At 35.0% G+C, this 24,268-nt stretch carries 23 protein-coding genes; 20 read left to right on the forward strand and 3 right to left on the reverse strand.

Annotation, left to right across the window (positions count from 1 at the left end; all coding sequences use genetic code 11):
• The first annotated feature begins 38 nt into the window (after positions 1-38).
• From LpgJCM5343_RS04065 to LpgJCM5343_RS04080, 4 genes are all read left to right on the forward strand, one after another.
• Positions 39-1,415 carry a threonine/serine exporter family protein gene (locus LpgJCM5343_RS04065; RefSeq protein WP_101890632.1) on the forward strand — a complete coding sequence of 459 codons (1,377 nt, stop codon included), beginning with the start codon at positions 39-41 and terminating at the stop codon, positions 1,413-1,415.
• A gap of 100 nt (positions 1,416-1,515) precedes the next feature.
• Positions 1,516-2,532 carry an asparaginase gene (locus LpgJCM5343_RS04070; RefSeq protein WP_077959053.1) on the forward strand — a complete coding sequence of 339 codons (1,017 nt, stop codon included), beginning with the start codon at positions 1,516-1,518 and terminating at the stop codon, positions 2,530-2,532.
• 14 nt (positions 2,533-2,546) lie between these two features.
• Complete coding sequence (locus LpgJCM5343_RS04075) at positions 2,547-4,973, forward strand: cation-translocating P-type ATPase (protein WP_101890633.1); 2,427 nt, start codon at positions 2,547-2,549, stop codon at positions 4,971-4,973.
• Positions 4,974-5,053: 80 nt separating this feature from the next.
• Entirely contained in the window at positions 5,054-6,745 is a 1,692-nt protein-coding gene (locus LpgJCM5343_RS04080) for a glycosyltransferase family protein (RefSeq protein WP_101890634.1), read from the forward strand.
• A gap of 51 nt (positions 6,746-6,796) precedes the next feature.
• Here LpgJCM5343_RS04080 and ybaK read toward each other — a convergent pair whose 3' ends face one another.
• Positions 6,797-7,300 carry a Cys-tRNA(Pro) deacylase gene (ybaK, locus tag LpgJCM5343_RS04085; RefSeq protein ID WP_101890635.1) on the reverse strand — a complete coding sequence of 168 codons (504 nt, stop codon included), beginning with the start codon at positions 7,298-7,300 and terminating at the stop codon, positions 6,797-6,799.
• 61 nt (positions 7,301-7,361) lie between these two features.
• On the opposite strand from ybaK, the gene prmA reads away from it, so the two are divergent.
• From prmA to aspS, 6 genes are all read left to right on the forward strand, one after another.
• Entirely contained in the window at positions 7,362-8,309 is a 948-nt protein-coding gene (prmA, locus tag LpgJCM5343_RS04090; RefSeq protein WP_101890636.1) for a 50S ribosomal protein L11 methyltransferase, read from the forward strand.
• A 30-nt stretch (positions 8,310-8,339) separates the two neighbouring features.
• On the forward strand, positions 8,340-8,720 hold the full coding sequence (locus LpgJCM5343_RS04095; protein ID WP_003648989.1) for a hypothetical protein: 381 nt from the start codon (positions 8,340-8,342) through the stop codon (positions 8,718-8,720).
• A 17-nt stretch (positions 8,721-8,737) separates the two neighbouring features.
• The gene (locus LpgJCM5343_RS04100; protein WP_101890637.1) at positions 8,738-10,990 is read left to right on the forward strand and encodes a RelA/SpoT family protein; all 2,253 of its coding nucleotides are present in this window, start codon (positions 8,738-8,740) and stop codon (positions 10,988-10,990) included.
• The gene (gene dtd / locus LpgJCM5343_RS04105; protein ID WP_003648987.1) at positions 10,990-11,427 is read left to right on the forward strand and encodes a D-aminoacyl-tRNA deacylase; all 438 of its coding nucleotides are present in this window, start codon (positions 10,990-10,992) and stop codon (positions 11,425-11,427) included. The genes LpgJCM5343_RS04100 and dtd overlap by 1 nt, the downstream gene beginning before the upstream one ends.
• 280 nt (positions 11,428-11,707) lie before the next feature.
• Positions 11,708-12,994: a histidine--tRNA ligase gene (gene hisS / locus LpgJCM5343_RS04110; protein ID WP_003648986.1), complete on the forward strand. Its 1,287-nt coding sequence runs from the start codon at positions 11,708-11,710 to the stop codon at positions 12,992-12,994.
• Between the two features lie 5 nt (positions 12,995-12,999).
• Entirely contained in the window at positions 13,000-14,853 is a 1,854-nt protein-coding gene (aspS, locus tag LpgJCM5343_RS04115; protein WP_077959047.1) for an aspartate--tRNA ligase, read from the forward strand.
• A 176-nt stretch (positions 14,854-15,029) separates the two neighbouring features.
• On the opposite strand, the gene LpgJCM5343_RS04120 is transcribed toward aspS, so the two are convergent.
• On the reverse strand, positions 15,030-16,214 hold the full coding sequence (locus tag LpgJCM5343_RS04120) for an aminotransferase class I/II-fold pyridoxal phosphate-dependent enzyme (RefSeq protein ID WP_077959046.1): 1,185 nt from the start codon (positions 16,212-16,214) through the stop codon (positions 15,030-15,032).
• 106 nt (positions 16,215-16,320) lie between these two features.
• Here LpgJCM5343_RS04120 and msrB point away from each other — a divergent pair, with 106 nt between their 5' ends.
• The 4 genes from msrB to LpgJCM5343_RS04140 all read left to right on the forward strand — a co-directional run bounded on the left by msrB (position 16,321) and on the right by LpgJCM5343_RS04140 (position 19,193).
• Positions 16,321-16,752 carry a peptide-methionine (R)-S-oxide reductase MsrB gene (msrB, locus tag LpgJCM5343_RS04125; RefSeq protein WP_101890639.1) on the forward strand — a complete coding sequence of 144 codons (432 nt, stop codon included), beginning with the start codon at positions 16,321-16,323 and terminating at the stop codon, positions 16,750-16,752.
• Positions 16,753-16,754: 2 nt separating this feature from the next.
• On the forward strand, positions 16,755-17,513 hold the full coding sequence (locus tag LpgJCM5343_RS04130) for an SGNH/GDSL hydrolase family protein (protein WP_077959044.1): 759 nt from the start codon (positions 16,755-16,757) through the stop codon (positions 17,511-17,513).
• A 148-nt stretch (positions 17,514-17,661) separates the two neighbouring features.
• Positions 17,662-18,219: a peptide-methionine (S)-S-oxide reductase MsrA gene (gene msrA / locus LpgJCM5343_RS04135; RefSeq protein WP_113576166.1), complete on the forward strand. Its 558-nt coding sequence runs from the start codon at positions 17,662-17,664 to the stop codon at positions 18,217-18,219.
• A 95-nt stretch (positions 18,220-18,314) separates the two neighbouring features.
• Positions 18,315-19,193 (forward strand): YitT family protein, encoded by an 879-nt coding sequence (locus LpgJCM5343_RS04140; RefSeq protein ID WP_003647178.1) that lies wholly within the window; start codon positions 18,315-18,317, stop codon positions 19,191-19,193.
• Positions 19,194-19,263: 70 nt separating this feature from the next.
• Here the strand turns inward: LpgJCM5343_RS04140 and LpgJCM5343_RS04145 are convergent, their stop codons facing one another.
• On the reverse strand, positions 19,264-20,106 hold the full coding sequence (locus LpgJCM5343_RS04145; protein WP_020807321.1) for a pyruvate, water dikinase regulatory protein: 843 nt from the start codon (positions 20,104-20,106) through the stop codon (positions 19,264-19,266).
• 151 nt (positions 20,107-20,257) lie between these two features.
• Here LpgJCM5343_RS04145 and rpsU point away from each other — a divergent pair, with 151 nt between their 5' ends.
• From rpsU to recO, 6 genes are all read left to right on the forward strand, one after another.
• The gene (gene rpsU, locus LpgJCM5343_RS04150) at positions 20,258-20,434 is read left to right on the forward strand and encodes a 30S ribosomal protein S21 (protein WP_003647180.1); all 177 of its coding nucleotides are present in this window, start codon (positions 20,258-20,260) and stop codon (positions 20,432-20,434) included.
• A 103-nt stretch (positions 20,435-20,537) separates the two neighbouring features.
• Positions 20,538-20,981 (forward strand): GatB/YqeY domain-containing protein, encoded by a 444-nt coding sequence (locus LpgJCM5343_RS04155; RefSeq protein ID WP_039156843.1) that lies wholly within the window; start codon positions 20,538-20,540, stop codon positions 20,979-20,981.
• An 81-nt stretch (positions 20,982-21,062) separates the two neighbouring features.
• Positions 21,063-21,971 (forward strand): PhoH family protein, encoded by a 909-nt coding sequence (locus LpgJCM5343_RS04160; RefSeq protein WP_251827460.1) that lies wholly within the window; start codon positions 21,063-21,065, stop codon positions 21,969-21,971.
• Positions 21,972-21,974: 3 nt separating this feature from the next.
• Positions 21,975-22,502, forward strand: coding sequence for an rRNA maturation RNase YbeY (gene ybeY, locus LpgJCM5343_RS04165; protein ID WP_039156841.1), 528 nt, complete (start codon positions 21,975-21,977; stop codon positions 22,500-22,502).
• Between the two features lie 23 nt (positions 22,503-22,525).
• A complete protein-coding gene (gene era, locus LpgJCM5343_RS04170) occupies positions 22,526-23,437 on the forward strand; it encodes a GTPase Era (RefSeq protein ID WP_003656193.1) in 912 nt (303 codons plus the stop codon).
• Positions 23,438-24,190, forward strand: a complete 753-nt coding sequence (recO, locus tag LpgJCM5343_RS04175; RefSeq protein ID WP_065169751.1) for a DNA repair protein RecO — start codon at positions 23,438-23,440, stop codon at positions 24,188-24,190.
• The last annotated feature ends 78 nt before the right edge of the window (positions 24,191-24,268 follow it).

Below are 24,268 nucleotides of genomic sequence, written 5' to 3' on the forward strand. Positions count from 1 at the left end.
AGGTATGATATTTAATCAAAGTTTGGGGACTATGAAAAGTGAAAAACAAGGAAAACAAAATTGAGCGTGTAAATCAATTACACCATAAGCATACTTTGTCGCATCACCATCATATGCGAATTCGTTGGCAAGAATTTTTTACGAGTGATAATATTACACCTGCTAAAAATGCTACTTTGGCTGAGCGTTCTGTGATTGTAGGTCATATTGGAATGATGCTTTTGTCATATGGGACAGGAGCTTGGCGAGTAAGATCTGCGATGAATACAATTGCTCGTTGCTTAGACATGACTTGTAGTACTGATATTGGTTTAGTATCAATTGAATATACTTGTGTTGATACCGATGGGAAGAGCTATACTCAGGCCTTGAGCTTACCAACAACTGGCGTTAATACTACAAAATTAGACCGAATGGAAAATTTTGTTAATCAGTTTAAAGAAGATGATGGAAACTGGACTATTGGTCAAATTCATAATCGTTTAGAAAAAATTTCAACTATGAAGTCACGGTATTCACCTTGGCAAGTTGGGTTAGCAGCTGGTTTAGCCTGTGGAGGATTTATCTTCTTACTTGGTGGTGGAATTTTCGAAGTTATTTGTGCCTTTTTTGGGGCTAGCTGCGGAAATTATGTTCGCCGTAAAATGGCAGACCGTCATCTCACTATTTTGGCTAATATTACTGTTGCCGTAGCGGTTGCCTGCGCAGTTTATGTGGGAAGTTTTTATTTAATCAGATTATTTTATCCAGTAAGTTTACATCATTTAGATGGCTATATTGGAGCAATGTTATTTGTAATTCCAGGATTTCCATTTATTACATCAGGGCTTGACCTTTCTAAGCTGGATATGCGATCAGGTTTAGAAAGAATGGCTTATGCAATTATGATTATTGTTGTTGCCACAGCGGTTGGTTGGGTAATGGCTTTGATTTTAAACTTGCATCCGCAGAATTTTGAAAAATTAGGATTAACTCCAGTAGTTTTAACATTATTGAGATTAGTAGCTAGTTTTTGTGGAGTCTTTGGTTTCTCAATTATGTTTAATTCTAAGATTTCAATGGCAACAGTTGCTGGCTTGTCAGGAGCAGTTGCAAATACTTTACGTTTGAGCTTAGTTAATTGGTCAAACGTACCTCCAGCAGTTGCTGCTTTTATTGGAGCTTTCGTAGCAGGGATGCTTGCGTCAATTATTAGACGTAAAATTGGTTTTCCAAGAATTGCAATCACTGTGCCCTCAATAGTAATCATGGTTCCAGGTTTGTATATGTATCGAGCAATGTTTAATTTGGGATTAACGTCATTGAATGCTGGTGCATTATGGATGGTGCAAGCCTTGATGATTGTTATTTGTTTACCATTAGGACTGATTGCAGCACGTATTTTAATGGACAAAGACTGGCGGCATGCAGGATAATTTTTTCACAAAAAGTTGTCATAGAATTTAAACTATGGCAGCTTTTTTCGTATAATTAATAGAACAATAGAGAATAGAAAATAAAGAATGAGTGACGAGTATGCAAAAGAAAATTTTATTGCTTTCTACTGGGGGAACGATTGCTTCTGTGGTTTCTGATGCGGGGTTAGTACCTAAAGAATCTGGAGAACAATTGATCAATATGTTGGGTGAGCTGCCATATGATATTACAGTTGAAGATATTCTGCAGTTAGATTCTTCTAATATTCAACCTGAAGAATGGAAGTTAATTGCAGAGAAAATTTTCGAAAACAGAAATAAATATGATGGTATTGTAGTTTCCCACGGTACTGATACAATGGCTTACACGGCATCGATGCTCGCCTTCATGCTGCAAAATATTAATATTCCAGTTGTTTTAACTGGAAGTCAGGTGCCGATTAACGTGGTTTTAAGTGATGCACCAGATAATTTAAGATTGGCCTTCGCAGCAGCAGCTAGTTGTTGTCCAAATATTTATTTAGCTTTTGATCGAAAAGTAATGCTGGGATGTCGTAGTGTAAAGGTTAGGACAATAAACTTTGATGCTTTTGAGAGCGTAAACGTGCCACCTGTTGCTAAGGTTACATCCGATGGTCTAGTTTTTTCTGAGCAAAATTTACCTAAAAATACTAAAGAATGTACTTTAAATACGGAAATTAATCCCCATGTTTCACTAGTAAAATTATTCCCTGGCTTTGATCCTAAGTTGCTATTTGCGATGGTTGAGAGTGGATGTAAAGGAATCGTCATTGAAGCGTATGGCTTAGGCGGAATGAATTATATTAGAAGAAATATGGTAGGAGCAGTGGGTGAATTAATTCGCTATGGGATACCAGTGATTGCAAGTAGTCAATGTTTATATGAACGAAGCGACCTTACCAAGTACGAAGTAGGGAGAGAAGCCCTTCTTGAAGGCGCAATTAGTGCGCGTGATATGACATCAGAAAGTGCCATTACTAAGTTAATGTGGGGCTTAGGTCAAGGATGGGATGTACATCAAATTGCTGAATTTTTTAATACGGATGTAGTTGGTGAAGTAACAATAGAAAAAGACGATACACTTCGTGTGGATTAAATTTAGGAAAATAAATGAAAGATAATTTTAAGCAGCCAATTGGGTTAACGAGTGCAGAGGTTGACCAAAGAACTAAAGAAGGTAAAGTAAACCGTGCTGTTAATGATCAAGCTAAAACAGCATGGCAAATTATTAAAGAAAACACTTTTACGTATTTCAACTTAATTTTTCTAGTGTTGTCTATCTTACTAGTAATTGTTGGTGAATATAAAGACTTAACTTTTTTACCAGTAATTATTGCGAATATGATTATTGGAATTGTTCAAGAATTACGGGCAAAAAGAGTTTTAGATAAGTTGAACGTAATGAATACAACAAAGATTGCCGTAATTCGCGATGGAAAAGAAGAAGTTATTCCTATTGAACATTTAGTTTTAGGAGATGTAATTGTTCTTCAGACTGGTGATCAAATCCCGGCTGATGGTCAGGTGATTTCTGGAACATTACGTGTAAATGAAGCCTTGTTAACTGGTGAAGCAGATGAAATAGAAAAAGACGTTGGCACAGAATTAATGTCTGGAAGTTTCGTAGTATCTGGAAAAGCATACGCGCGCCTGGAAAAAGTTGGGAAGAATTCTTATGTTTCTAAGTTAACTTTAGAAGCTAAGGCAATGAATTCCAAAGAAGGATCAGAAATGGTCCGTTCGATTAATCGATTAATTAAATGGGTTGGGATCATTATTATTCCATGTGGAATTGCGCTGTTTATTGTAGCTAGATATGTAAACCACTTGAATTTAGCTGATAGCGTAGTATCGATGGAAGCAGCAGTAATTGGGATGATTCCAGAAGGATTATATCTATTAACAACGATTGCATTAGCTTTAGCTGCTATGCGTTTGGCTCGTTCGCAAGTAATGCTTCATGATATGAAAAGTGTAGAAACTTTAGCCAGAGTTAATGTTTTATGCGTTGATAAAACTGGGACAATTACTGAACCAAAAATGGAAGTTGAAAAAATTATCCCGGTTAATACAAATAAAGATGATTTAGCAAAAAATATTTCTGTTTTTGCTCAAAATATGCCACATGATAATGCCACGATTAAGGCAGTAGCAAACGCTTTTAACCAAAAGGCTAATATTCAAGTAAAAAAAATCATTCCCTTCACATCAGTAAATAAGTATAGTGGAGCCGTTGTTGGTGAAAGCACGTTACTTATGGGTGCACCGGAGTTTGTATTACGTGGTCAATTTAAAGATTATGAAAAAGAAATCAATAAGTATACTAGTCAAGGCTATCGTGTTTTAGCTTTTGCAAAATATCCGGAAGCTTTAGAAGATGAAAAGCAGAAACTCTCTAAAGAAGTTGATTTACTCGGTTATATTTTGATTTCTAATCCCATTCGAAAAGAAGCTAGAAATACCTTTAAGTACTTTGAACGTCAAGGAGTAAATGTCAAGGTTATTTCTGGAGATAATCCGTTAACAGTAGCTAGAGTTGCTAAGCAGGCTGGAATTAAAGATGCTGATAAACTAATTGATGCTACTGAAATTGGTGAAGGTGACTACGAAGAAGTTGTCAGAAAATACAATGTTTTTGGTCGGGTAAAACCAGATCAAAAGAAGAAGTTGATCAAAGCACTTCAAAAAAATGGTAATACAGTTGCTATGACAGGTGACGGTGTTAACGATATTTTGGCGATGAAGAGTGCAGATTGCTCAATTGCGATGGCATCAGGAAATAGTGCCGCTGTGCAAGCATCTCAAGTAGTATTACTTGATTCTGACTTTGCTAGAATGCCTAAGGTTGTCGATGAAGGTAGAAAAGTCGTTAACAATATTGAAAGATCAGCTAGTTTATTCTTGGTTAAAAATATTTTCTCATTCCTGATGGCTATTTTTTCTCTCGTTTTTGCAATGTCGTATCCATTAAGACCAGCACAGATTGCCTTAATCTCGGCGTTTACGATTGGGCTTCCTTCATTTTTACTTGCTCTTGAAAACAACTACAGCCGTATTCGCGGGAAATTTATCCCGAATGTTTTATCCCGTGCAATTCCAGGTGGAATTACGGATATGCTCGCTGTGTCGATCTTGGTAGTTGCTGATATGGTTTTAGCTTTAGGACGCCAAGAAGTGGCAACAACTGCTACGATGCTTTTAGTGGCTGTGGGGATGATGGTTCTGTACCATATTTCAAGACCTTTGAATAAATTTAGATGGACTGTGTTAGGTGGTTCCTTTTTAGCTTTAGTCTTGGCAGTTATTTTCTTCCATAATTTGTTTGCTCTTTCTCGTATTTCAGCAACAGCGGTATTCTTACTGCTAGTGTTGTTCTTCGCAGAAATTACAATTTTCAGATTCTTAAGTAAATTTGCGGACGGAGTAAGGGAAGTCTTAGTTGTTTATGACCAAAAAGGAAAAGATTTAACTTTAAATGACATCAAGCAGGCATATCGTAAGGGAAGAAACTTGGTAAATATGCCGATAAGAAAATGAAATTTAAAATAAGTATAATCTTTTAGCTAGTTGAATGATACAATTAAAAAGTCAAATAACTAGGTTATCAGAGGTTAAAAATGAAAAATAGTGATATAAAAAAATATAAGAGTAAAGTAATAGATTATCTTATCCCGATAATTTTAAGTTTAGTAATTGCAACTATCTTGATTTGGACGATATTGAGCACTCGATCAGGTCTTACTTTAGATGATACTGCTTTTCATTTTCATCGTTTTTATGATACAAATCAGCAAATTAAAAACCATAATTTTTCTTATTTTCAGATGAACTATGGAATGGGTGAAAGTGGTCGAATAGTTAATGCACTTTATGGTCCATTTTTTGCCTACATAATGGGATTTTTATTGCTATTTTGTAGTTCTTGGCTTCGCTTTCAAGTTGTAATAACTTATCTGATTTTTCTAGTTGGTGGTTTAGGAGTATATCATTTAAGTCGAAAGGTAAAGATGACAAGGACTGTTTCCTCAGTAATTACTGCTTTATTTTTGACAACAGGTTATATTGCTTACTGGTTACGGTCCAACGCTTTTAATTCTTGGGGTGCAGTTTTAATACCCTTTGTTTTAATTCAAGGAATTAATCTTTTAAATAATTATAAGAAGAGATTTAGCTGGATCAGTTTAGGCGTCGTGATGGCAATCGTGGCACAGGTTCACTTATTGAGCACATTCTTTTCTATCTTAGCCTTAATTCCTTTCTTTATTTATGGGTTAATTCTAAGTGAAAATAAACGTCAAATGTGGTTTGATGTCTTTAAGGCTGTGGTGTTATTTGTTGTTTTAACAGCAAATGTGTGGGGAGCATTTTTGCTTCTTTATCCGACAAACCAAATGGCATCTCCAATTGATTTTTCACCCGTTCTTACTTCTGTCAATCTTTCACTTGCTGGTACAAGTACTATGTGGACGTCGATTACAGAAGTCACATTATTGCTATTTATTGTACAAATAATTTATGTAGCATTTAACTTTAAGTCTTCAAGAATCAATACTTTTGTTACTCTCGAAGGATTAGTATTCTTTTATTTAAGTTCTAATTTATTCCCGTGGCAGTTTGTTAAAGACAATTTTCCAGCTGTAACTGGATATTTACAATTTCCAAATCGATTTACTGTTGTAGCTTATCCTTTATTGTTTGTTGGGGTAGGTTTAACAATTACAGAACTAATTAAAAAACACGGCAAAAAGCTTGGCTTGCTAGCTAGTGGTTTGGCTATAGTAATAGTTCTATTTAATGTCAGAGCTGATTTTAATGAAATTAATAATAATATTTCTTATAATAAGGGAATCACTAATAGTTCAAGAGAGATGCAAGAGAAGGGGCTAGAAGCATATATTAATAAAATTGATATTAATACTCCTGATTATCTTCCCGTCCAGAAAAAAATTAAATCTGCTGATGTTACAGGAATGCTAATGAACATGGCACCACAAAGAAAAAACTTTAGTAAAAAAGTTTTATCAGGGGGACGACTTGAAATTAAGTGGAATGGAAAAACCGCTAAGTCAACTACGCTTCCAGTTTTTATTTACCATCAGTCTGAACTAACAGTAAATGGCAAAAAGGTAAATCCAAAACTCAATAAGATCGGAATGCCAATTGTTAAATCAAAACAGGGTCAAAATACTGCAATTCTTTCATTTAAGACACCAACATGGTTTACAATTCTGCTTTACATTTCAATTCTTGGTTGGGTAGTAATGTTGATTTATGGCGTGTTTAGATTAGTTAAAATAGTTAAAAAATAATGCAAAAAAACTTCCTTAAACTAGAAATTCTAGTCTGAGGAAGTTTTTTAATTACTCTAATAAATCAACAAAAGTGGCTTCGGTGATTTTTTGTAAATCATCTGGATTAATCATAATACTGCGTCCAACTTCACCGCTTGAAACAGCAATTTGATCATGTTCTTTCATACTGCTGTCGAGATAAATTGGAAAATGATGTTTTTGATAAATTCCAATTGGTGTATTTGCACCGTGAACATAACCAGTTGTTGCAACTAGCTTCTTAAGAGGAAGCAATTCGCACTTTTTATTGTCAGAAGCTTTAGCGAGTTTTTTCATACTCAAATGCTCAGTAACTGGTACTACGCCAACTACTGGGCTATTTTTATTTCCTTTGCATACTAAGGTTTTGTAGACCAAAGCCTCTTCATCGTCTAAAATGGAAGTATCCATTTGTTTAACATCACCCTTTTGTATGGTGTTAAATGATAGTTGTTTATATGGAATTTTTTGTTGGTCGAGCATTTTTTCGACTAACGTCTTATTAAGTTTTTTCTTTTTATTTTTTTTCGACATTTTTCTCACCTTTTAATATCATAAACGTGGGAATTTAACATGTCAAAAGGGGACAAGATTAGTGAAATTATTAGCAGTAAAAGTTGAATGTAGTCATGAGCTGGAAGATGGATTAAGCTTTTTCATGCAAGATGAACTAGATGCACAAGGAATAGAAAGTCGTAAGCGAAGCGATTTTGTTGCTGAAGGTCAAAAACATGATAGTAGCTTGGTTGAACTTGATGATATTGAAAATTTACCCAAGGATTTAGAGTTAACAGCATATTTTGATTATGAAAGTGCTGATAAAAAAGATCTAATTAAAAAGATTATGGATAAAATTGCGGAGATGAAGAGCTATGGCTTAGATACTGGCGAAGTTTCAATTAGCACTAAAGAAGTGGCAGATGAAGATTGGAATACAGCTTGGCAGAAATATTATCACGTAATTGATTTTTCTCGTCATCTGGCTATTGTTCCTGAATGGGAAGATTATCAACCAGCCTTTTCAGATCAAAAATTGATTCGTCTAGATCCAGGTCTAGCTTTTGGAACGGGTGGTCATACTACAACTCAACTTGTTTTGCTTGCAATGGAGCGAGCACTAGTCAAACCAATGTCGGTTTTGGATGTTGGAACTGGTTCAGGCATTTTAGCCATTGCAGCTAGTAAATTAGGGGCAAGTCAGGTTTTAGGAACAGATATTTCAGATGAAGCAGTTACTGCTGCTAAAGAGAATATTGCGTTAAATAATATAGACAGTATCGATGTACGAAAAGCTAATTTGTTAAAAGATATCGATGAAAAATATGATTTAATTGTAGCAAATATTTTAGCCGACATTTTACTAGAATTAATTCCAGATTTGGATAGTCATTTAAATGAAAATGGCAAAGTGATTTTTTCAGGAATTGATTATTTACAACTTCCTAAAATTGAAAAAGCTCTTGCAGAAAATAACTTTGAGATTAAAATGAAAATGCAAGAAGGACGCTGGATTGGTCTATTAATCGCTAGAAAACCAGACTAAAAATATATTAAAAGAAAAGGTAAGCAAAAAATGAAGAAAAATAGTGAAGAAAAGAAAAATTTTAATTTTAAGGCTTGGTGGAGTAAAATAAATGAAAAATCATTTATGCCACTAGTTTGGTTAACTTTGTTAGGAGTAATTGTCTGGATTATTTGTCCATTAGTCCATTTAAGCCGTGTTTGGCGAATTGGATTAGTATTCTTTATTTTTAATAGTTATTTAAGTTACCAAATTGGCCGCATTATGCAAATTAGAAAATTGAGCTATTGGTGGTTGCTTTTATTCCCAGTAGTGTTTGCAATCGCTGTTTTAATTCATTTTGCAAAATATAATTTTCTACTTTGCTTAGTATATTTAAGTTTTGAGTTGTTTGGACTCTGGCATGATGATTTTTACAAAGAAAAGAAATAAAGAATAGGTGATGCTTTATGTCAAAATATCGTGAGATGACTCATGAAGAAGTTCTTGCAGAATGCAAGAAATATATGAATGATGAACACTTAGCTTTTGTTGAATCGGCATATAAATTTGCTAAGAATGCTCATGAAGGTCAGTTTCGAGTTTCTGGACAACCCTATATAATTCACCCAACTCAAGTTGCGGGAACTTTAGCTACTTTACGTTTAGATCCCGATACGGTAGCAGCTGGTTATCTTCATGATACTGTAGAGGATACGCCGGTAACTAATGATGATATTAAGGAAAAGTTTGGAAAAGATGTCGCTTTTATTGTTGACGGTGTAACAAAGTTAAGCAAGATTCAATATAAGTCGAAGAGTCACGAAGAATATCTAGCAGATAATCACCGTAAAATGCTAATCGCAATGGCTAAAGATTTACGAGTAATTATGGTTAAGCTTGCTGACCGCTTGCACAATATGCACACTTTAGACCATTTACGTCCTGACAAGCAGAGAAGAATTGCTGATGAAACGCTAGACATTTATGCACCACTTGCAGACCGGTTAGGTATCGGAACTATTAAGTGGGAACTCGAAGACATGAGTTTGCACTATTTGAATCCTCAGCAATACTACCGAATTGTTAACTTGATGCAGTCTAAGCGAAGTGAGCGGGAAGGATATATTGCTGATGCAATTAAAACTTTAAAGCAAACGCTTGATAGCTTAGAAATTGAGTATGAGATTTATGGACGCCCTAAGCATATTTATTCTATCTACAAGAAGATGGTTAATAAGCACAAAGACTTTAGCGAAATCTATGATTTACTAGCAGTTCGTGTAATTGTGAAGTCTGTTCGTGATTGTTACGCCGTTTTAGGTGCTGTTCATACTAAATGGAAGCCAATGCCTGGCCGCTTTAAAGACTATATTGCTGTTCCAAAAGTTAACGGATACCAATCGTTACATACAACAATTATTGGACCTGGCGGCAAGCCACTTGAAATTCAGATTAGAACTGAAGCGATGCACCAGGTTGCTGAATACGGTGTTGCTGCACACTGGGCATATAAAGAAGGCGTTAAGGGCGAAGTTGAGCAAACTGACGCAAATAAGAAGCTTAACATGTTCCAAGAAATTCTTGAACTTCAAAATGAAACAAAAGACTCGCATGAATTTATGAAGAGTGTTAAGACTGATATCTTTTCAGATCGTGTTTATGTCTTTACTCCTAAAGGTGACGTTTATGAACTTCCAAAAGGCTCAGTACCATTAGATTTTGCATATATGGTTCACTCAGAAGTTGGTGCTCATTCAGTTGGTGCTAGAATTAATGGCAAGATTGTTCCATTGGACTATAAACTTAAAAATGGTGACGTAGTTGAAATGCTCACTCAGACTTCAGCTCGTCCATCCCGTGATTGGGTTAACTTAGTCAAGACTTCAAGAGCAAGAAATAAGATTAAGCGTTTCTTCAAGGCTGAAGATCGCGAGGAAAATATTGAAAAAGGTCAAAACTTTATTGAACAGGAACTTCTTAATCGTGATTTAGCTCCAAAAGAATTTATGGACAAAGAACATATTCAAAAGGTAATTAATCATTTTAATTATCATAATGAAGAAGAAATGTTTGCAGCCGTTGGGTATGGAGAAATTTCTGCAGCTACTGTTGCTAATCGATTAACTGAAGACCTACGTAAGAAGGCTGAAGATGAAAAGCAGCGGCAACTTGAAGAAAAGATTATGAATGCTGGCCAGCAAAGTTCAACTGAAGAAGATGATAGTTCTGATGCACCAGCTGATATTATGCGTGTTAAGCATAATAATGGCGTAATGGTCCAAGGTGTTTCTGACTTAATGCTTCACTTAGCTAAATGCTGTAATCCAGTTCCAGGAGATCCGATTATTGGCTACGTAACTAAGGGACGCGGGGTAACAATTCACCGTGCTGATTGTCCTAATATTACTGAAGAAGCTAAGAAACAAGGTCGATTAATCGATGTAGCTTGGGAAAACATTGCTAAAGATAAAGATAAAGAAAACTATAATGCAGATATTGAGATTTATGGTTTCAATCGTTCCCGTCTTTTAAGTGATGTAATCAATGCTTTAAATTCAAAGACCAAGAATATTGTTAATATTTCTGGAAAAGTAGATAGTAATAACATGGCACATATTTATGCTACTGTGTCAGTTAGAGATGCAGCACACCTAGAAGATATCCTGAGCCGGATGCGTGATGTGCCAAATGTTTATGAAGCAAAGAGGTCAATTAATTAATGCGTGTTGTTGTTCAAAGAGTGAATAAAGCCCAAGTTACCATTGATAATGAAGTTGTGGGTAAAATTAAACGTGGCTTTCTTCTGTTAGTTGGGTTACGTGAAGGCGATGAGCTAGATCAGGTAAAAAAGGCTGCTGATAAAATTGCTAAAATGCGTATTTTTGAAGATGAAGATGGAAAAACTAACTTGTCTTTAAAAGATGTTAATGGAGAAATTTTAAGCGTTAGTCAATTCACCCTGCTAGCTAATACTAAAAAAGGTAATCGTCCAAGTTTTGTAGAGGCAATGCGACCTCCTAAGTCAAAGGATCTTTGGGAAAATTTTAATAAAGAATTAGAAAATAGAGGCTTTCATGTTGAAACCGGCGAATTTGGAGCTGATATGCAGGTTAGTCTTGAGAATGATGGCCCATTTACAATTGTGCTAGATATTTAATTCTTTAAGTAAAGGCTTACAAAGGTTGACTTTACTGGCTGAAAAATATAAGCTAAAAAGGAATTATCGATGACAAAGAATGTAGATTAGCATGATCTATTTCAGAGACCGCTCGTTTGGTGAGAGAGCGGATAGGTTGCGATCTGTGACACCTTTAACAGATAATAGTTCGTTTCGCGAGCGTTAATCGCAGCAAGCAAAAGGTGGTACCGTGCTAATTTATTGCGCCCTTGATTAAGTTCAAGGGCGTTTTTTTATTAATATATTAAAGGATGATTAAATGAAAGTTCAAAGACCAAAAGGTACAGTCGATATTTTGCCAGCAGATTCTGGTTCATGGGAAAAAGTTGAAACAATTGCAAGAAATTTCTTCAAACGTGCAAATTATCGTGAAATTCGGACACCAAGTTTTGAAAATTATGAAGTCTTTTCTCGTTCATCTGGTGAAAGTTCAGATGTTGTAGAAAAGGAAATGTATGACTTTAACGATAAAGGTGGTCGTCATATTGCACTTCGTCCTGAAGGAACAGCTGGTGTGGTTAGGGCATATGTTGAAAATAAATTATATGGTCCTGATGTAGTAAAGCCATTTAATGTTTACTATATTGACAATACTTTTAGATATGAAAGACCTCAAGCAGGTCGTCAACGTGAATTTCACCAAATTGGTGTTGAAAGCTTTGGCTCAAATAGTCCTCTAGCTGATGTTGAAACTATCATGATGGGGCACGATTTATTAGCTGAGTTAGGCGTTAAGAATTATGAATTGCACATTAATACTTTAGGTAATGCACAAGTACGTAAAGATTATCATGATGCTTTAGTAAATTACTTCACGCCTCTTAAAGATCAACTTTCAGAGGATTCACAAAGACGTTTGTCTATGAACCCACTTCGTATTCTTGATTCAAAGGCTGATGAAGATAAGCAGTTTTTACCTGACGCTCCAAGAATCGTTGATTACTTAGATGAAGACTCTAAGAAGAATTTTGAAACTATTACTGATATGCTTGAACAATTAGGCATTAATTATGTATTAGATGACGATTTAGTACGTGGACTTGACTACTATACTGGTGTAATCTTTGAATTTATGGTTGAAGATAAGAACTTATGGGAATCAGCAACCACAATTTTGGGTGGTGGACGCTACAACCACTTGGTAGAAGAATTTGACGGTCCAGAAACTCCAGCCGTTGGTTTTGGTATTGGCGAAGAGAGATTAATGCTTGTTCTTAAGGAACAAAATCCAGCTTTATTTGAAGATGAAGGTATTGATTTCTTCATCACTAATATTGGCGAAGGAACAGAAATGAAGGCTGTTGAAATTGCGCGTTCTCTTCGTAAGCAAGGCTTTAAAGCTCAATATGATGTTGATCAAAAGAAATTAAAACAACAATTTAGAAAAGCAGATCGTGTGCATGCCAAATTTGTAATTACCTTGGGTGCTAAAGAGCTTGAAAATGGCGTACTTAACATTAAACGTTTAGCTGATGGTAAGACTTTAGACTTAAGCTTAGAAGATCTAAATGATATGAAATCTGTAATGGAAAAGATAGAGGATTAAAAATTATGATGAATATGGAAAAAAGAACGGACTATGCTGGCAATATAACTAGCAAATACGAAGGACAAGAAGTAACCCTTTATGGTTGGGTACAACGCGTTCGTAACTTAGGTAACTTGGTATTTATTGACCTTCGTGACCGTGAAGGTATTGTTCAAGTTGTTGTTAACAAAGATTCTGGTAAAGAGTTAATGGATATTGCGGATTCTCTTAACAACGAAGACGTAATTGAAGTTAAAGGTAAGGTTGTTAAACGCTCTAGCGTAAACCCAGATATGAAGACTGGTGAAGTTGAAGTTGATGCAACTGAAATTGATATTTTAAATAAGTCAAAGGTACCACCTTTTGAAATCAAAGATGATATTAATGCAGCCGAACAAACTAGATTGAAGTACCGCTACCTTGATCTTCGTCGTCCAACTTTGCAAAAGGCAATTATGCTTCGTTCAAAGATTTTAAAAGCAACTCACGAATATTTTGATGAACATGGTTTTATTGATATTGAAACTCCAATTTTAGGTAAGTCTTCTCCAGAAGGTGCTCGTGACTACCTTGTTCCGTCAAGAATTTACCCAGGTAGCTTTTATGCACTTCCTCAATCACCACAATTGTTCAAGCAATTGTTAATGGGTGCAGGTTTTGATAAATATTACCAATTAGCACGCTGTTTCCGTGACGAAGATTTGCGTGGTGATCGTCAACCTGAATTTACCCAAATTGATATGGAAACATCATTTACTGATGAAAAACAAGTTCAAGACTATACTGAAGGTCTTTTGAAGAAGATCATGAAAGATGTAATGGGAATTGACTTGAAGACACCAATCAAGCGTATTACTTGGAATGAAGCAATGAATAAGTATGGCTCTGATAAGCCTGATACTCGTTACGAAATGTTTATTCATGACTTAAGTCCAATTTTCAAAGATTCTGACTTCAAGGTCTTCTCTGGTGCAATTGCTGATGGTGGTTACGTGAAGGGGATTGCTGTTAAGAATGGTGCTAAACAATATTCACGTAAGAAGATTGAAGAAAAGCAAGATTATATCAAACGTTACCATGCTAAAGGTTTGGCATGGGTTAAATATGAAGATGGTGAATTCTCAGGTCCTGTTTCTCGCTTCTTAACTGATGAAAATAAAGAAGCTTTGAAGAAAGAATTTGACCTTGAAGGTGGCGAATTAGTAGTATTCGTTGCTGATAAGTGGAAGGTTGTAACTGATTCTCTTGACCATTTACGTCGTGAATTCGCTAAAGAAACTGGAATTATTCCAGAAAATGTTTACGACTTTGTTTGGGTTGTTGATTGGCCACTATTTGAATATGACGAAGGTTTGGGTCGCTGGATTGCTGCTCACCACCCATTTACTATGCCAGATGATGAAGGAATTAAGTTGCTTGATACTGATCCACATAAGGCTCATGCTCGTTCATACGATATTGTTATGAATGGTGACGAAATGGGTGGTGGATCAATTCGTATCCACAAACGTTCAATTCAAGAAAAGATGTTCAAGGCACTTGGATTTACTAAGAAGCGCGCTTATGAACAATTTGGCTACTTACTTGATGCATTGGACATGGGATTCCCACCACATGCTGGTCTCGCAATTGGATTAGACAGATTTGCAATGATGTTAGCTCAAAAGGACAACATTCGTGACGTAACTGCCTTTCCAAAGAATGCTTCTGCTTCAGAGCCGATGATGCATGCTCCAGCACCTGTTGCTGATCAACAATTAGATGACATTGGTATTAAGGTAGAAGACAAGTATGAAGACAGCGTGAAGGAAATTGAAGCACGTCTTGAAAAGGAAGCTCAAGAAGACGCTGATAACAATTCAACTTGGGATGAATAAAAATTAGCTTAATAAATAAGAGTAAGGATTATTTTTGAGAGATAGTCTTTACTCTTTTTTTATTGGCTGAAACTAGATAATATTAAACTTGAAGATTGTTGAATATTAAAAATCATAATGTATAAAAAAGCACTGATAAGCTCAATTCAAGCTATCAGTGTTTTATTTTGTATAAGTTAAATATTTTCAACAAATTCTGCAATTCGTTTTAATGCTTCTTTTAATTGCTCAGTTGAAGAAGCATAAGACATTCTAACGTATCCTTGACCGCCATCACCGAAGTAGCGACCAGGAGTTACACCAACTTTTGCCTTGGTAGCTAGTTCATTTGCAAATGCCTCATCATCAGTACCAAAGGCATCTGGAATTTTAGCAAAAATGTAGAAAGCTCCTTGTGGGGTGGACATTTCAAAACCTAATTTTTCTAATCCAGCTTTCATGAATTTGAGTCGATCCTCGTAAATTTTTCTGGATTCAAGTGGATCAGCTTGGCCATTGTTTAGGGCTTCAATTGCTGCTGCTTGTACATTATCGGTAACTGAAGTGACTAAGAAAGCATTCACCTTTTGAATTGTTTTCATAATATCTGCGGGAGCAGCAATATATCCTAATCTCCATCCCGTCATTGCATAGGCTTTTGACAAGCCAGAAATTAAAATGTTTCTTTCAGGAATATATTGTGATAGAGAATGATGAACATTATTGTCATAAACTAATTCTCCATAAATTTCGTCAGTTACAGAAAATAAATGATATTTAGTAATAATTTCTGCTAGTGCCTTTAAAGTTTTTTCTGGATATACTCGCCCGGTAGGGTTTGATGGATCAGTTAAGATAATTGCCTTGGCACCTTTACCTTCATTTTGTAAAACTGTTTCAAGGTGTTCAGGAGTAAGAATAAAACCATCTTTTGAAGTATCCATTTGGACTGGGATAGCACCGGTCAATTTAATCAATTGGAAATAAAGTGCCCAAACAGGAGTAGGAACTAGGATTTTATCTCCTGGGTTTAAGATGGACATGAAAACATCATTTAAAGCACCAGTAGCACCTACAGTAACGCAGATTTCAGTTTTTGGATCATATTTCACGTCAAGACTACGTTCAAGATATTTACTAATTGCTTCTAATAATTCTGGTTTACCAGCTTGTGGAGCATAATGAGAGTCATTTGCTTTAATATCAGCAATTGCTGCTTCTTTAACATGATCTGGTGTATTTAAATCTGGCTCGCCAATTGTTAATTTAATAATTCCAGGAATTTGAGAGGCCTTTGCATCAAAAGCTCTTATTTTTGAAGGTCCTAAAGAATTTAGTCGTGTATTTTTTGTAAGTGATAAGTCATTTGCTAATTTTGGCATAATATAAATCCCTCCGTTAGTATTATAGATTATTGTATAGAAACAAAAATCATGAAACAACAATTTTCTATTAAAATTTGATATGTTTAAACAAGAAGGTGAGAAAATGTTTAATAAAGAAGAAGCACTGAAGAAATTAAACTCAGAGCAATATGAAGTTACTCAGCATGCTGCGACTGAATATCCTTTTACTGGAAAGTATGATAATTTTAACCAAAAAGGAATTTATGTTGATGTGGTATCTGGTGAGCCATTATTTTCTAGTGAAGATAAGTATGATGCTGGTTGTGGCTGGCCAAGTTTTACTAAGCCGATCGAAAAGCTTGTTTATCACCGAGATCAATCTCATGGGATGGAGCGAACTGAGGTAAAGAGTCCAGTAGCTGATTCTCATTTAGGTCATGTTTTTATAGATGGTCCCGTTGATCAAGGTGGATTAAGATATTGTATTAATTCTGCTGCGTTAAAGTTCATTCCATATGATAAGCTAGAGGAGGAAGGTTATAAAGAATATAAGAAGTTATTCAAAGGACGATAAAAATGAATTTTGAAGAAGAACTTTATAATTTAGATGTACCTGAAGAACATATTCCAGAATTATTGAAATTTGGAAAGAATAATCCCGAATTTTTAACTAAGGCAATTAAGGCTGAAGGAAATGCAAAAAAATATAGCGTTGCTCAAACTAAGATGGAACCCAGTGATTTAATTAATAATCAGATTGCTTTTTTGGGTAGTTCAGTGACCTATGGTGCTGGTGCTTTAGGTGAATCATTTGTTGACTATTTAAGTAAAAAAGATAATATTTGTGCTTTTAAAGATGCTGTTTCGGGAACAACACTAGTTGATAATGACTCTAATTCATACATTGGTAGAATCGGAAGATTGCCAGTTTTAGAAAAGTTGACAACATTTGTCTTGCAACTTTCAACTAATGATGCAATTAAAGGAAAAGAAGATCTAGGCGAAATCGCTACAGATGATAATTTTGATGCACAGACAGTAACGGGTGCAATTGAATATATTTTAAATTATGTAAAGAAGAACTGGAATTGTCCTGTTTTGATTTTTAGTAATCCAAAATTTGATTCAGAATTCTATGGTCAAATGGTTGAAAGAGTTAAAGAATTGCAAAGTAAATGGGGCTTTGATTTTCTTAATATGTGGGATGATGATTCTTTTAATTATAGTGAAAAAGACAGAGAACTTTATATGCTTGATCCAATTCATCCAACACGTGCTGGCTATAAATTAAGCTGGCTACCAGTGATTGAAAAAGAATTATTAGAGATAAAATAATAGTAAATATTAAGTAAATAATTTAAGCTAAATAGTGAATTGATTATGAACTAAATAATTAATTCGCTATTTTTATATATAAAGCTATAACGAAAAAATAGTGAAAATAATTCACAATTATTCGAAATTAGAAAGAAGTGCTAATAAAATGAAAGTAGCTAAACCCCTTGATAATACTAAAGAATCGCACTATGACACAGCTATCTTTGCTGGCGGATGTTTCTGGTGCATGGTTGAACCTTTTGACACTTACTCAGGCATCATTAGTGTTGTTTCTGGCTATACTGGTGGTCATGTTAAGAATCCAAGTTATGAAGAAGTTTGTACTGGGACAACAGGACACGTTGAAGCTGTAGAGATAACATTCGATCCCAAAATCATTTCATATAAGAAACTAGTTGATATTTATTGGCAAGTAACTGATCCAACAGATGCAATGGGACAATTCCAAGATCGGGGAAGTCAGTATCAACCAATTATTTTCTATAATTCTCCTAAGCAAAAAGAAATTGCTGAAGAATCTAAAATGCAGCTTGAGCAATCTGGTAAATTTGATGAACCGATTGTGACTAAGATTGAACCTGCCAGTACCTTTTATCCAGCAGAGGATTATCATCAAGATTTCTATAAAAAGGATCCATTACGTTATCAAATTGAAGAAGCTGGTGGCAGATCACAATTTATTGAAAAGCACTGGAAAAAATAATAGCTAAATAGGGACTAGAATTAGCTTTATTTTTTAATAATGATTGTTAGAATAGATAGTGCAAAATATTATTTGATATAAAAAGGAAAATCAAGATGAGTCAATTAGAAAAGCTGTCTCGTAGACACTATCTAATTTCAAAATTATCTGCTGCTTTTCTTTATGCTTTGGCGGTTGCGGTTGCCCTGAACTTTTTCTGGGGACCTGGTAAGATTTACGCCTCTGGTATTACGGGATTTGCGCAGATTATTCAATCAGTGTCTGAACGATTCATGCCGTTTACCTTATCGACCTCAGTGATGTACTTTGTTTTAAACATTCCGCTTTTTATCTTGGGATGGTGTAAAATAGGACATCGCTTTACAATTTTTACTATTATTGCCGTGTTACTTGGATCGATTATGATGCGAGTAATTGCTCCAATCAAGATTACTTATGATCCAATCATTTGTGCTTTATTTGGTGGCGTAATTAATGGTGTTGGAACAGGAATCGCCTTGAAATCAGGAATTTCTACAGGTGGTTTAGACGTTTTAGGCATTATTTTAAGAAAAAAGACTGGTAAAAGTTTCGGTCAAATTAACATTTTCTTTAATCTGATCATTGTTATCTGTGCTGGTTTTGTTTTTGGCTGGACGAGAGCTTTATATACGGCTTTGAACATTTTTGTTAATGGTAGAGTGATTGACGCTGTTTATACGCAACATCAAAAAATGCAAGTCTTTATCGTTACCGAACACCCGAAACATATTATTGAAGGAATTCAACGCAAGATGCACCGCGGTATTACAATCTTTCATGATGTTGAAGGTGCATATAGTCATACGGAAAAAACTGTTTTAATGACAATCATTGATCGTTATGATATGTTTGATATTTATAATATTGTTATTCAATCTGATCCTTATGCATTTATGAGCGTAAGCGAAGTTGATAAAGTATATGGACGCTTCAAGGAGCAGAAACCAGTTTAATAGGTAAGTAAAAAGGCTTAATCTACATAAGTTGTGGGTTAAGCCTTTTGAAATATGTTTATAAAACTAATTATTTAGCATAGTCATCGATGCCAAGGTGTTCCATAATTAAAGCAGCTGTCTCTTCAATTGAACGGTGTGCAACATTAATTACGTAACAACCAAGTTTCTTATAAAGCTTATTAGCAGCGTCAAGTTCGGCATTGATAGAATCCATATTTGAGTAAGTTGTATCAGGATTTAAGCCGTAAGCAATCATTCTTTGGCGCCTAATTTCATTTAAGACAGATGGGTCATTAGTTAAGCCAATAATCTTTTTAGGATCAACTTTATAAATTTCATCTGGAATATGAGTTTGAGGGACAAGAGGTAAGTTAGCTACTTTCAAATTCTTGTTTGCTAAGAATAATGAAAGAGGGGTCTTCGAAGTTCTTGAAACTCCAAGCAAAACAACGTCTGCTTCTAAGAATCCTTTAGGATCTTTTCCATCATCATACATTACGGCAAATTCCATTGCAGAAATTCTGTCGAAATAGTTTTGTCCCATGTGGTGAACAGCACCGATTTCGTGTTTTGGTTCTTCACCGGTTAAGGAGTGAATGTTTTCAATTACACCTGAAAGTAAGTCTACATACTTCATATTATGTTCACGTGCGAATTTGATTGCGGCTAATTGTTCATCTTCGTGAATTAATGTAAACGCAATTAATACGTTTTCAAATTCTGTGATTTCGTCGAAAACTTTTTCTAGTTTTTCACGATTAGTAATAAATGGATAGCGACGGTAATTAAACTTCACGTCTGGATATTGAACAGCACCAGCTTGCACCATGTTAAACGCAGTATCTCCAACAGAGTCAGAGATAATAATTAAGTTAACGATTTTTTGATTTTCTTTCTTTTCTTCAGTCATATATCTTCACCTCATTGTTTACCTAAATTATACCAAAATAAGTTAGAAAAATGTTAATCGACTATTGACCGACTTTTCTCGTTTAGCTATAATTTAACTATATTGTTGTGGCACATATTTGTGTGCCAAGAAATGGAAGGAGGGATCTCACATGGCTAAGACAATCGTTCACGAAAACGAGTCTATTGATGATGCTCTTCGTCGTTTCAAACGTTCCGTTTCTAGAAGTGGTACCTTGCAAGAATACCGCAAGCGTGAATTCTACGAAAAACCAAGCGTTAAGAGAAAGTTAAAATCCGAAGCTGCTCGTAAGCGTAGACATTATTAATATAAAGAAAGCTCTTGATAGAAATTCGCTCTATCAAGAGCTTTTTTTGTATAAAAAGTTTAAAATAGACTTTGTAAGTTTTGATTAAAGAGGAGAAAAATAAATGTCACTAAATGATACTTTAATGCAAGATATGAAATCAGCTATGAAGGCTAAAGATAAGGAAGCTTTAACAACTATTCGCTCACTTAAGGCTGCAGTAATGAATTATAAGATTAAAGTGGGACATGACCTAACTAGCGATGATGAATTAACAGTTTTGTCTAGTGCACTTAAGCAACGTAAAGAATCTTTAGAAGAATTTACTAAGGCAGGTAGAGACGATTTAATTGCTCAAACTAAAAAAGAAATGCAACAAATTGAAAAATATATGCCAAAACAAATGTCTAAAGAAGAGCTTGAACAAACAGTTGAGGAGACAATTAAAGAAGTCGGTGCAAGTTCTAAGAAAGACTTCGGTAAAGTTATGCAAGCTTTAATGCCAAAAATCAAAGGTAAGGCTGATGGCAAGGCCGCTTCTTCAATTGTTGGTAAGAAGCTTAACTAATCGCTTGATATAATGGAGGTTCAATTTTAAGTGGGACAAACTATAGAAGCAACATTTACACCAACTAAACCTGAAACAATTATGAACTTAGTTGGGATTAACGATGCAAATTTGCGTTTAATTGAAGAATCTTACGATGTACAAGTTACTGATACTGGTAGTGAGATTGAAGTAACTGGGGAAGAAAGCCTTGTTAAGAAAATTATGCAAATTTTTACTGCTTTAGATAAGGTTGTTACCCGAGGAGTTACTATTACTGCAACTGATGTCGTAAGCGCAATTAAAATGGCCGACAAAGGAACTTTGGAGTTCTTTGGTGAGTTATACAATAAGATTTTAATCAGGGATACTAAGGGACGCCCGGTTCGAGTTAAGAACATGGGGCAAAAGCGCTATATCGAAGCTATTCAAAAATATGACGTTGTTTTTGGAATTGGACCGGCTGGTACAGGGAAAACTTTTTTAGCAGTAGTTATGGCAATTGCGGCCTTTAAGAAAGGTGAGGTATCACGCATAATTCTAACCAGACCAGCTGTTGAAGCAGGAGAATCACTGGGATTTCTACCTGGAGATTTGAAGGAAAAAGTTGACCCATATTTAAGACCAATTTATGATTCTTTATATGCAATTTTAGGAGTTGAAACGACTAATCGGTTGATGGAGCGAGGAGTGATTGAAGTTGCACCTCTTGCTTATATGCGTGGTAGAACTTTAGATGATGCTTTTGTAATTCTTGATGAAGCACAAAACACTACTCAAGCTCAAATGAAGATGTTTTTAACTAGATTAGGTTTTAATTCTAAGATGGTTGTTAATGGTGACCAAACTCAAATTGACTTACCAGGAAAAGCAAAGAGTGGGTTATTGCAAGCTGAACATATACTTGCAAATATTGAACAAGTAAAATTCATTAACTTTACCTTCAATGATGTTGTTCGTCACCCAGTAGTAGCTAAAATTGTTAGAGCTTATGAAAAAGAAGGACACTAAAATTTGAATAACTTAGATATTTCTTTCAATGATGAAGTTAATTTCTTAGATAATGACGATAAAGATTGGATCCCTTGGATTACCAATCTGCTTTTGTCGGCCAAAAAAGAAATTAATAAGGAAAATGCTCAAGAAATGAGTATTAATTTTGTTTCTTCCGAAAAAATTCACGAAATCAATAAAAAATATCGTGGAAAAGATCGACCAACCGATGTGATTTCTTTTGCAATTGAAGATGGATTAGACGAAGACTTTATGTCTGCTTTTAATGATGATCCTGATTTTGTTGAAGATATTGGAGATCTATTTCTTTGCCCAGAAGTAATAAAAAGACATAGTGTCGAGTATGAAACTGGATTTAATCGTGAGTTTGGATATACACTAGTTCATGGATACTTGCATTTAAATGGTTTTGATCATATTGAGGATGATGAAGCTAAAGTAATGTTTGGTATCCAAGGCAAAGTTTTACGTGAATATGGGCTTCCGCTTCATCCGGATCAGGAAAATCACGGAAAGCAAATTCACTAAGACTTAAATAAAAGGATGTAACAATGATGGATGAAAAAAAGGACTATAAATCAGGCTTTGTAGCTTTAATTGGTAGACCCAATGTTGGTAAGTCGACACTTTTAAACTTTTTGGTAGGTCAAAAAGTAGCGATTATGTCACCACAGCCACAAACAACTAGAAACAAAATATCTGGTATTTATACTGATGATCAAGAGCAAATTGTGTTTATCGATACTCCTGGGATTCATAAGCCTAAAAACAAGTTAGATGACTTTATGGATAAGTCGAGTTACTCAGCTTTAGATGAAGTAGACGTTGTTTTATTTATGGTTGAACCTGAACCAGCAGGTAAGGGAGACCAATATATTGCTGAACTTCTTAAGAAAATTAAAAAACCTGTATTTTTAGTGATAAATAAGATTGATAAAGTCCACCCAGATAAGTTATTATCTATTATAGATTCGTACAAGAATCTAGGCGATTTTGCTGAAATTGTTCCAATTTCTGCTTCTCAAGGAAATAATGTTTCCGAATTGATTAAAACAATTGCCAAGTATCTGCCAGAAGGTCCGCAATTTTATGATGCAGACCAATTGACTGATCGTCCAGAATATTTTATTGTGGCTGAATTAATTCGCGAGCAAGTTTTGAAGCTCACTCATGAAGAAGTCCCACATGCAACGGCCGTGGTAGTTGACCGAATGCGGGATCATGAAGGTGGTAAGCTTCAAATTGAGGCTACAATTTATGTTGAACGTCCAGGTCAAAAAGGCATTATAATTGGTAAAAAGGGTCAAATGCTGAAGCAGATTGGAATTGCTGCACGTCAAGAAATTGAAGCTTTATTAGGCGAAAAAGTTAATTTACGTCTATGGGTTAAGGTTCAAAAGAATTGGCGTTCTGATCCTGCCTTCCTTAAATCTATTGGATATAATGCCAAGGAATTAAGATAGATGGTACGTGAACTTTGTGAGGTTCAAGGATTAATTTTTAAAAGAAAAAAATATAAAGAAGCTGATGTTCTAGCCAAGATCATGACGAAAGATCATGGTATTTTTACAATAGATGTTAGAGGAGCACTGAGACCAAAGTCCAGATTAGGAGCTGCAACCCTTAACTTCTCTTATGGAAAATATATTGTAAATACAAATTGGAAGGGAATCAGTACGCTGCGAACTTTTAAGGATGTAAAGCAGTTAGACCAATTATATTTAGATTTAACTAAGAATGCGTATTCGAGTTATGTTTTAGACTTGCTTGACCATGCTTTTGTTGAATATAAGGATATTGGGAGCTTTTATGATTTGATTATGAAAGCGTTGCTGAAGATAAATTCTGGAGAAGATGCGGCAGTCATTACCCAAATGGTGCAATTGAAGTTGCTTAATGCATATGGAGTAGCACCGCAGTTAGATCGATGTTTAATTTGCGGGAAGGTGCAAGGCACGTTTGACTATTCGTTGGAATTAGGTGGAATTATTTGTAGTGATCACTTTAATAGTGTCAGTCAAAGGATGCATCTAGATCCTAAAGTAGTTGCTTTGATACGGACTCTAGCTTTAGTTGATATTGATCGTTTAGGAAAAGTAAAAATTAATCCGCAATTAAAAAAGAATTCTGGCAAGGTTATTGATCGGATGTATGCTAACTATTTAGATCTTAACTTGAAAACTAAGAAGTTTCTTGATGAATTGGCGCTTTTTTAGCTGTTGACTTTTTATATTCGTTTAAAGACTAGTGAGGTTTCTTACTAGTCTTTTTTTATAAAAGATGATAAAATATAA

Origin of the sequence: Lactobacillus paragasseri (assembly GCF_003584685.1) — a bacterium.
GTDB lineage: Bacteria > Bacillota > Bacilli > Lactobacillales > Lactobacillaceae > Lactobacillus > Lactobacillus paragasseri.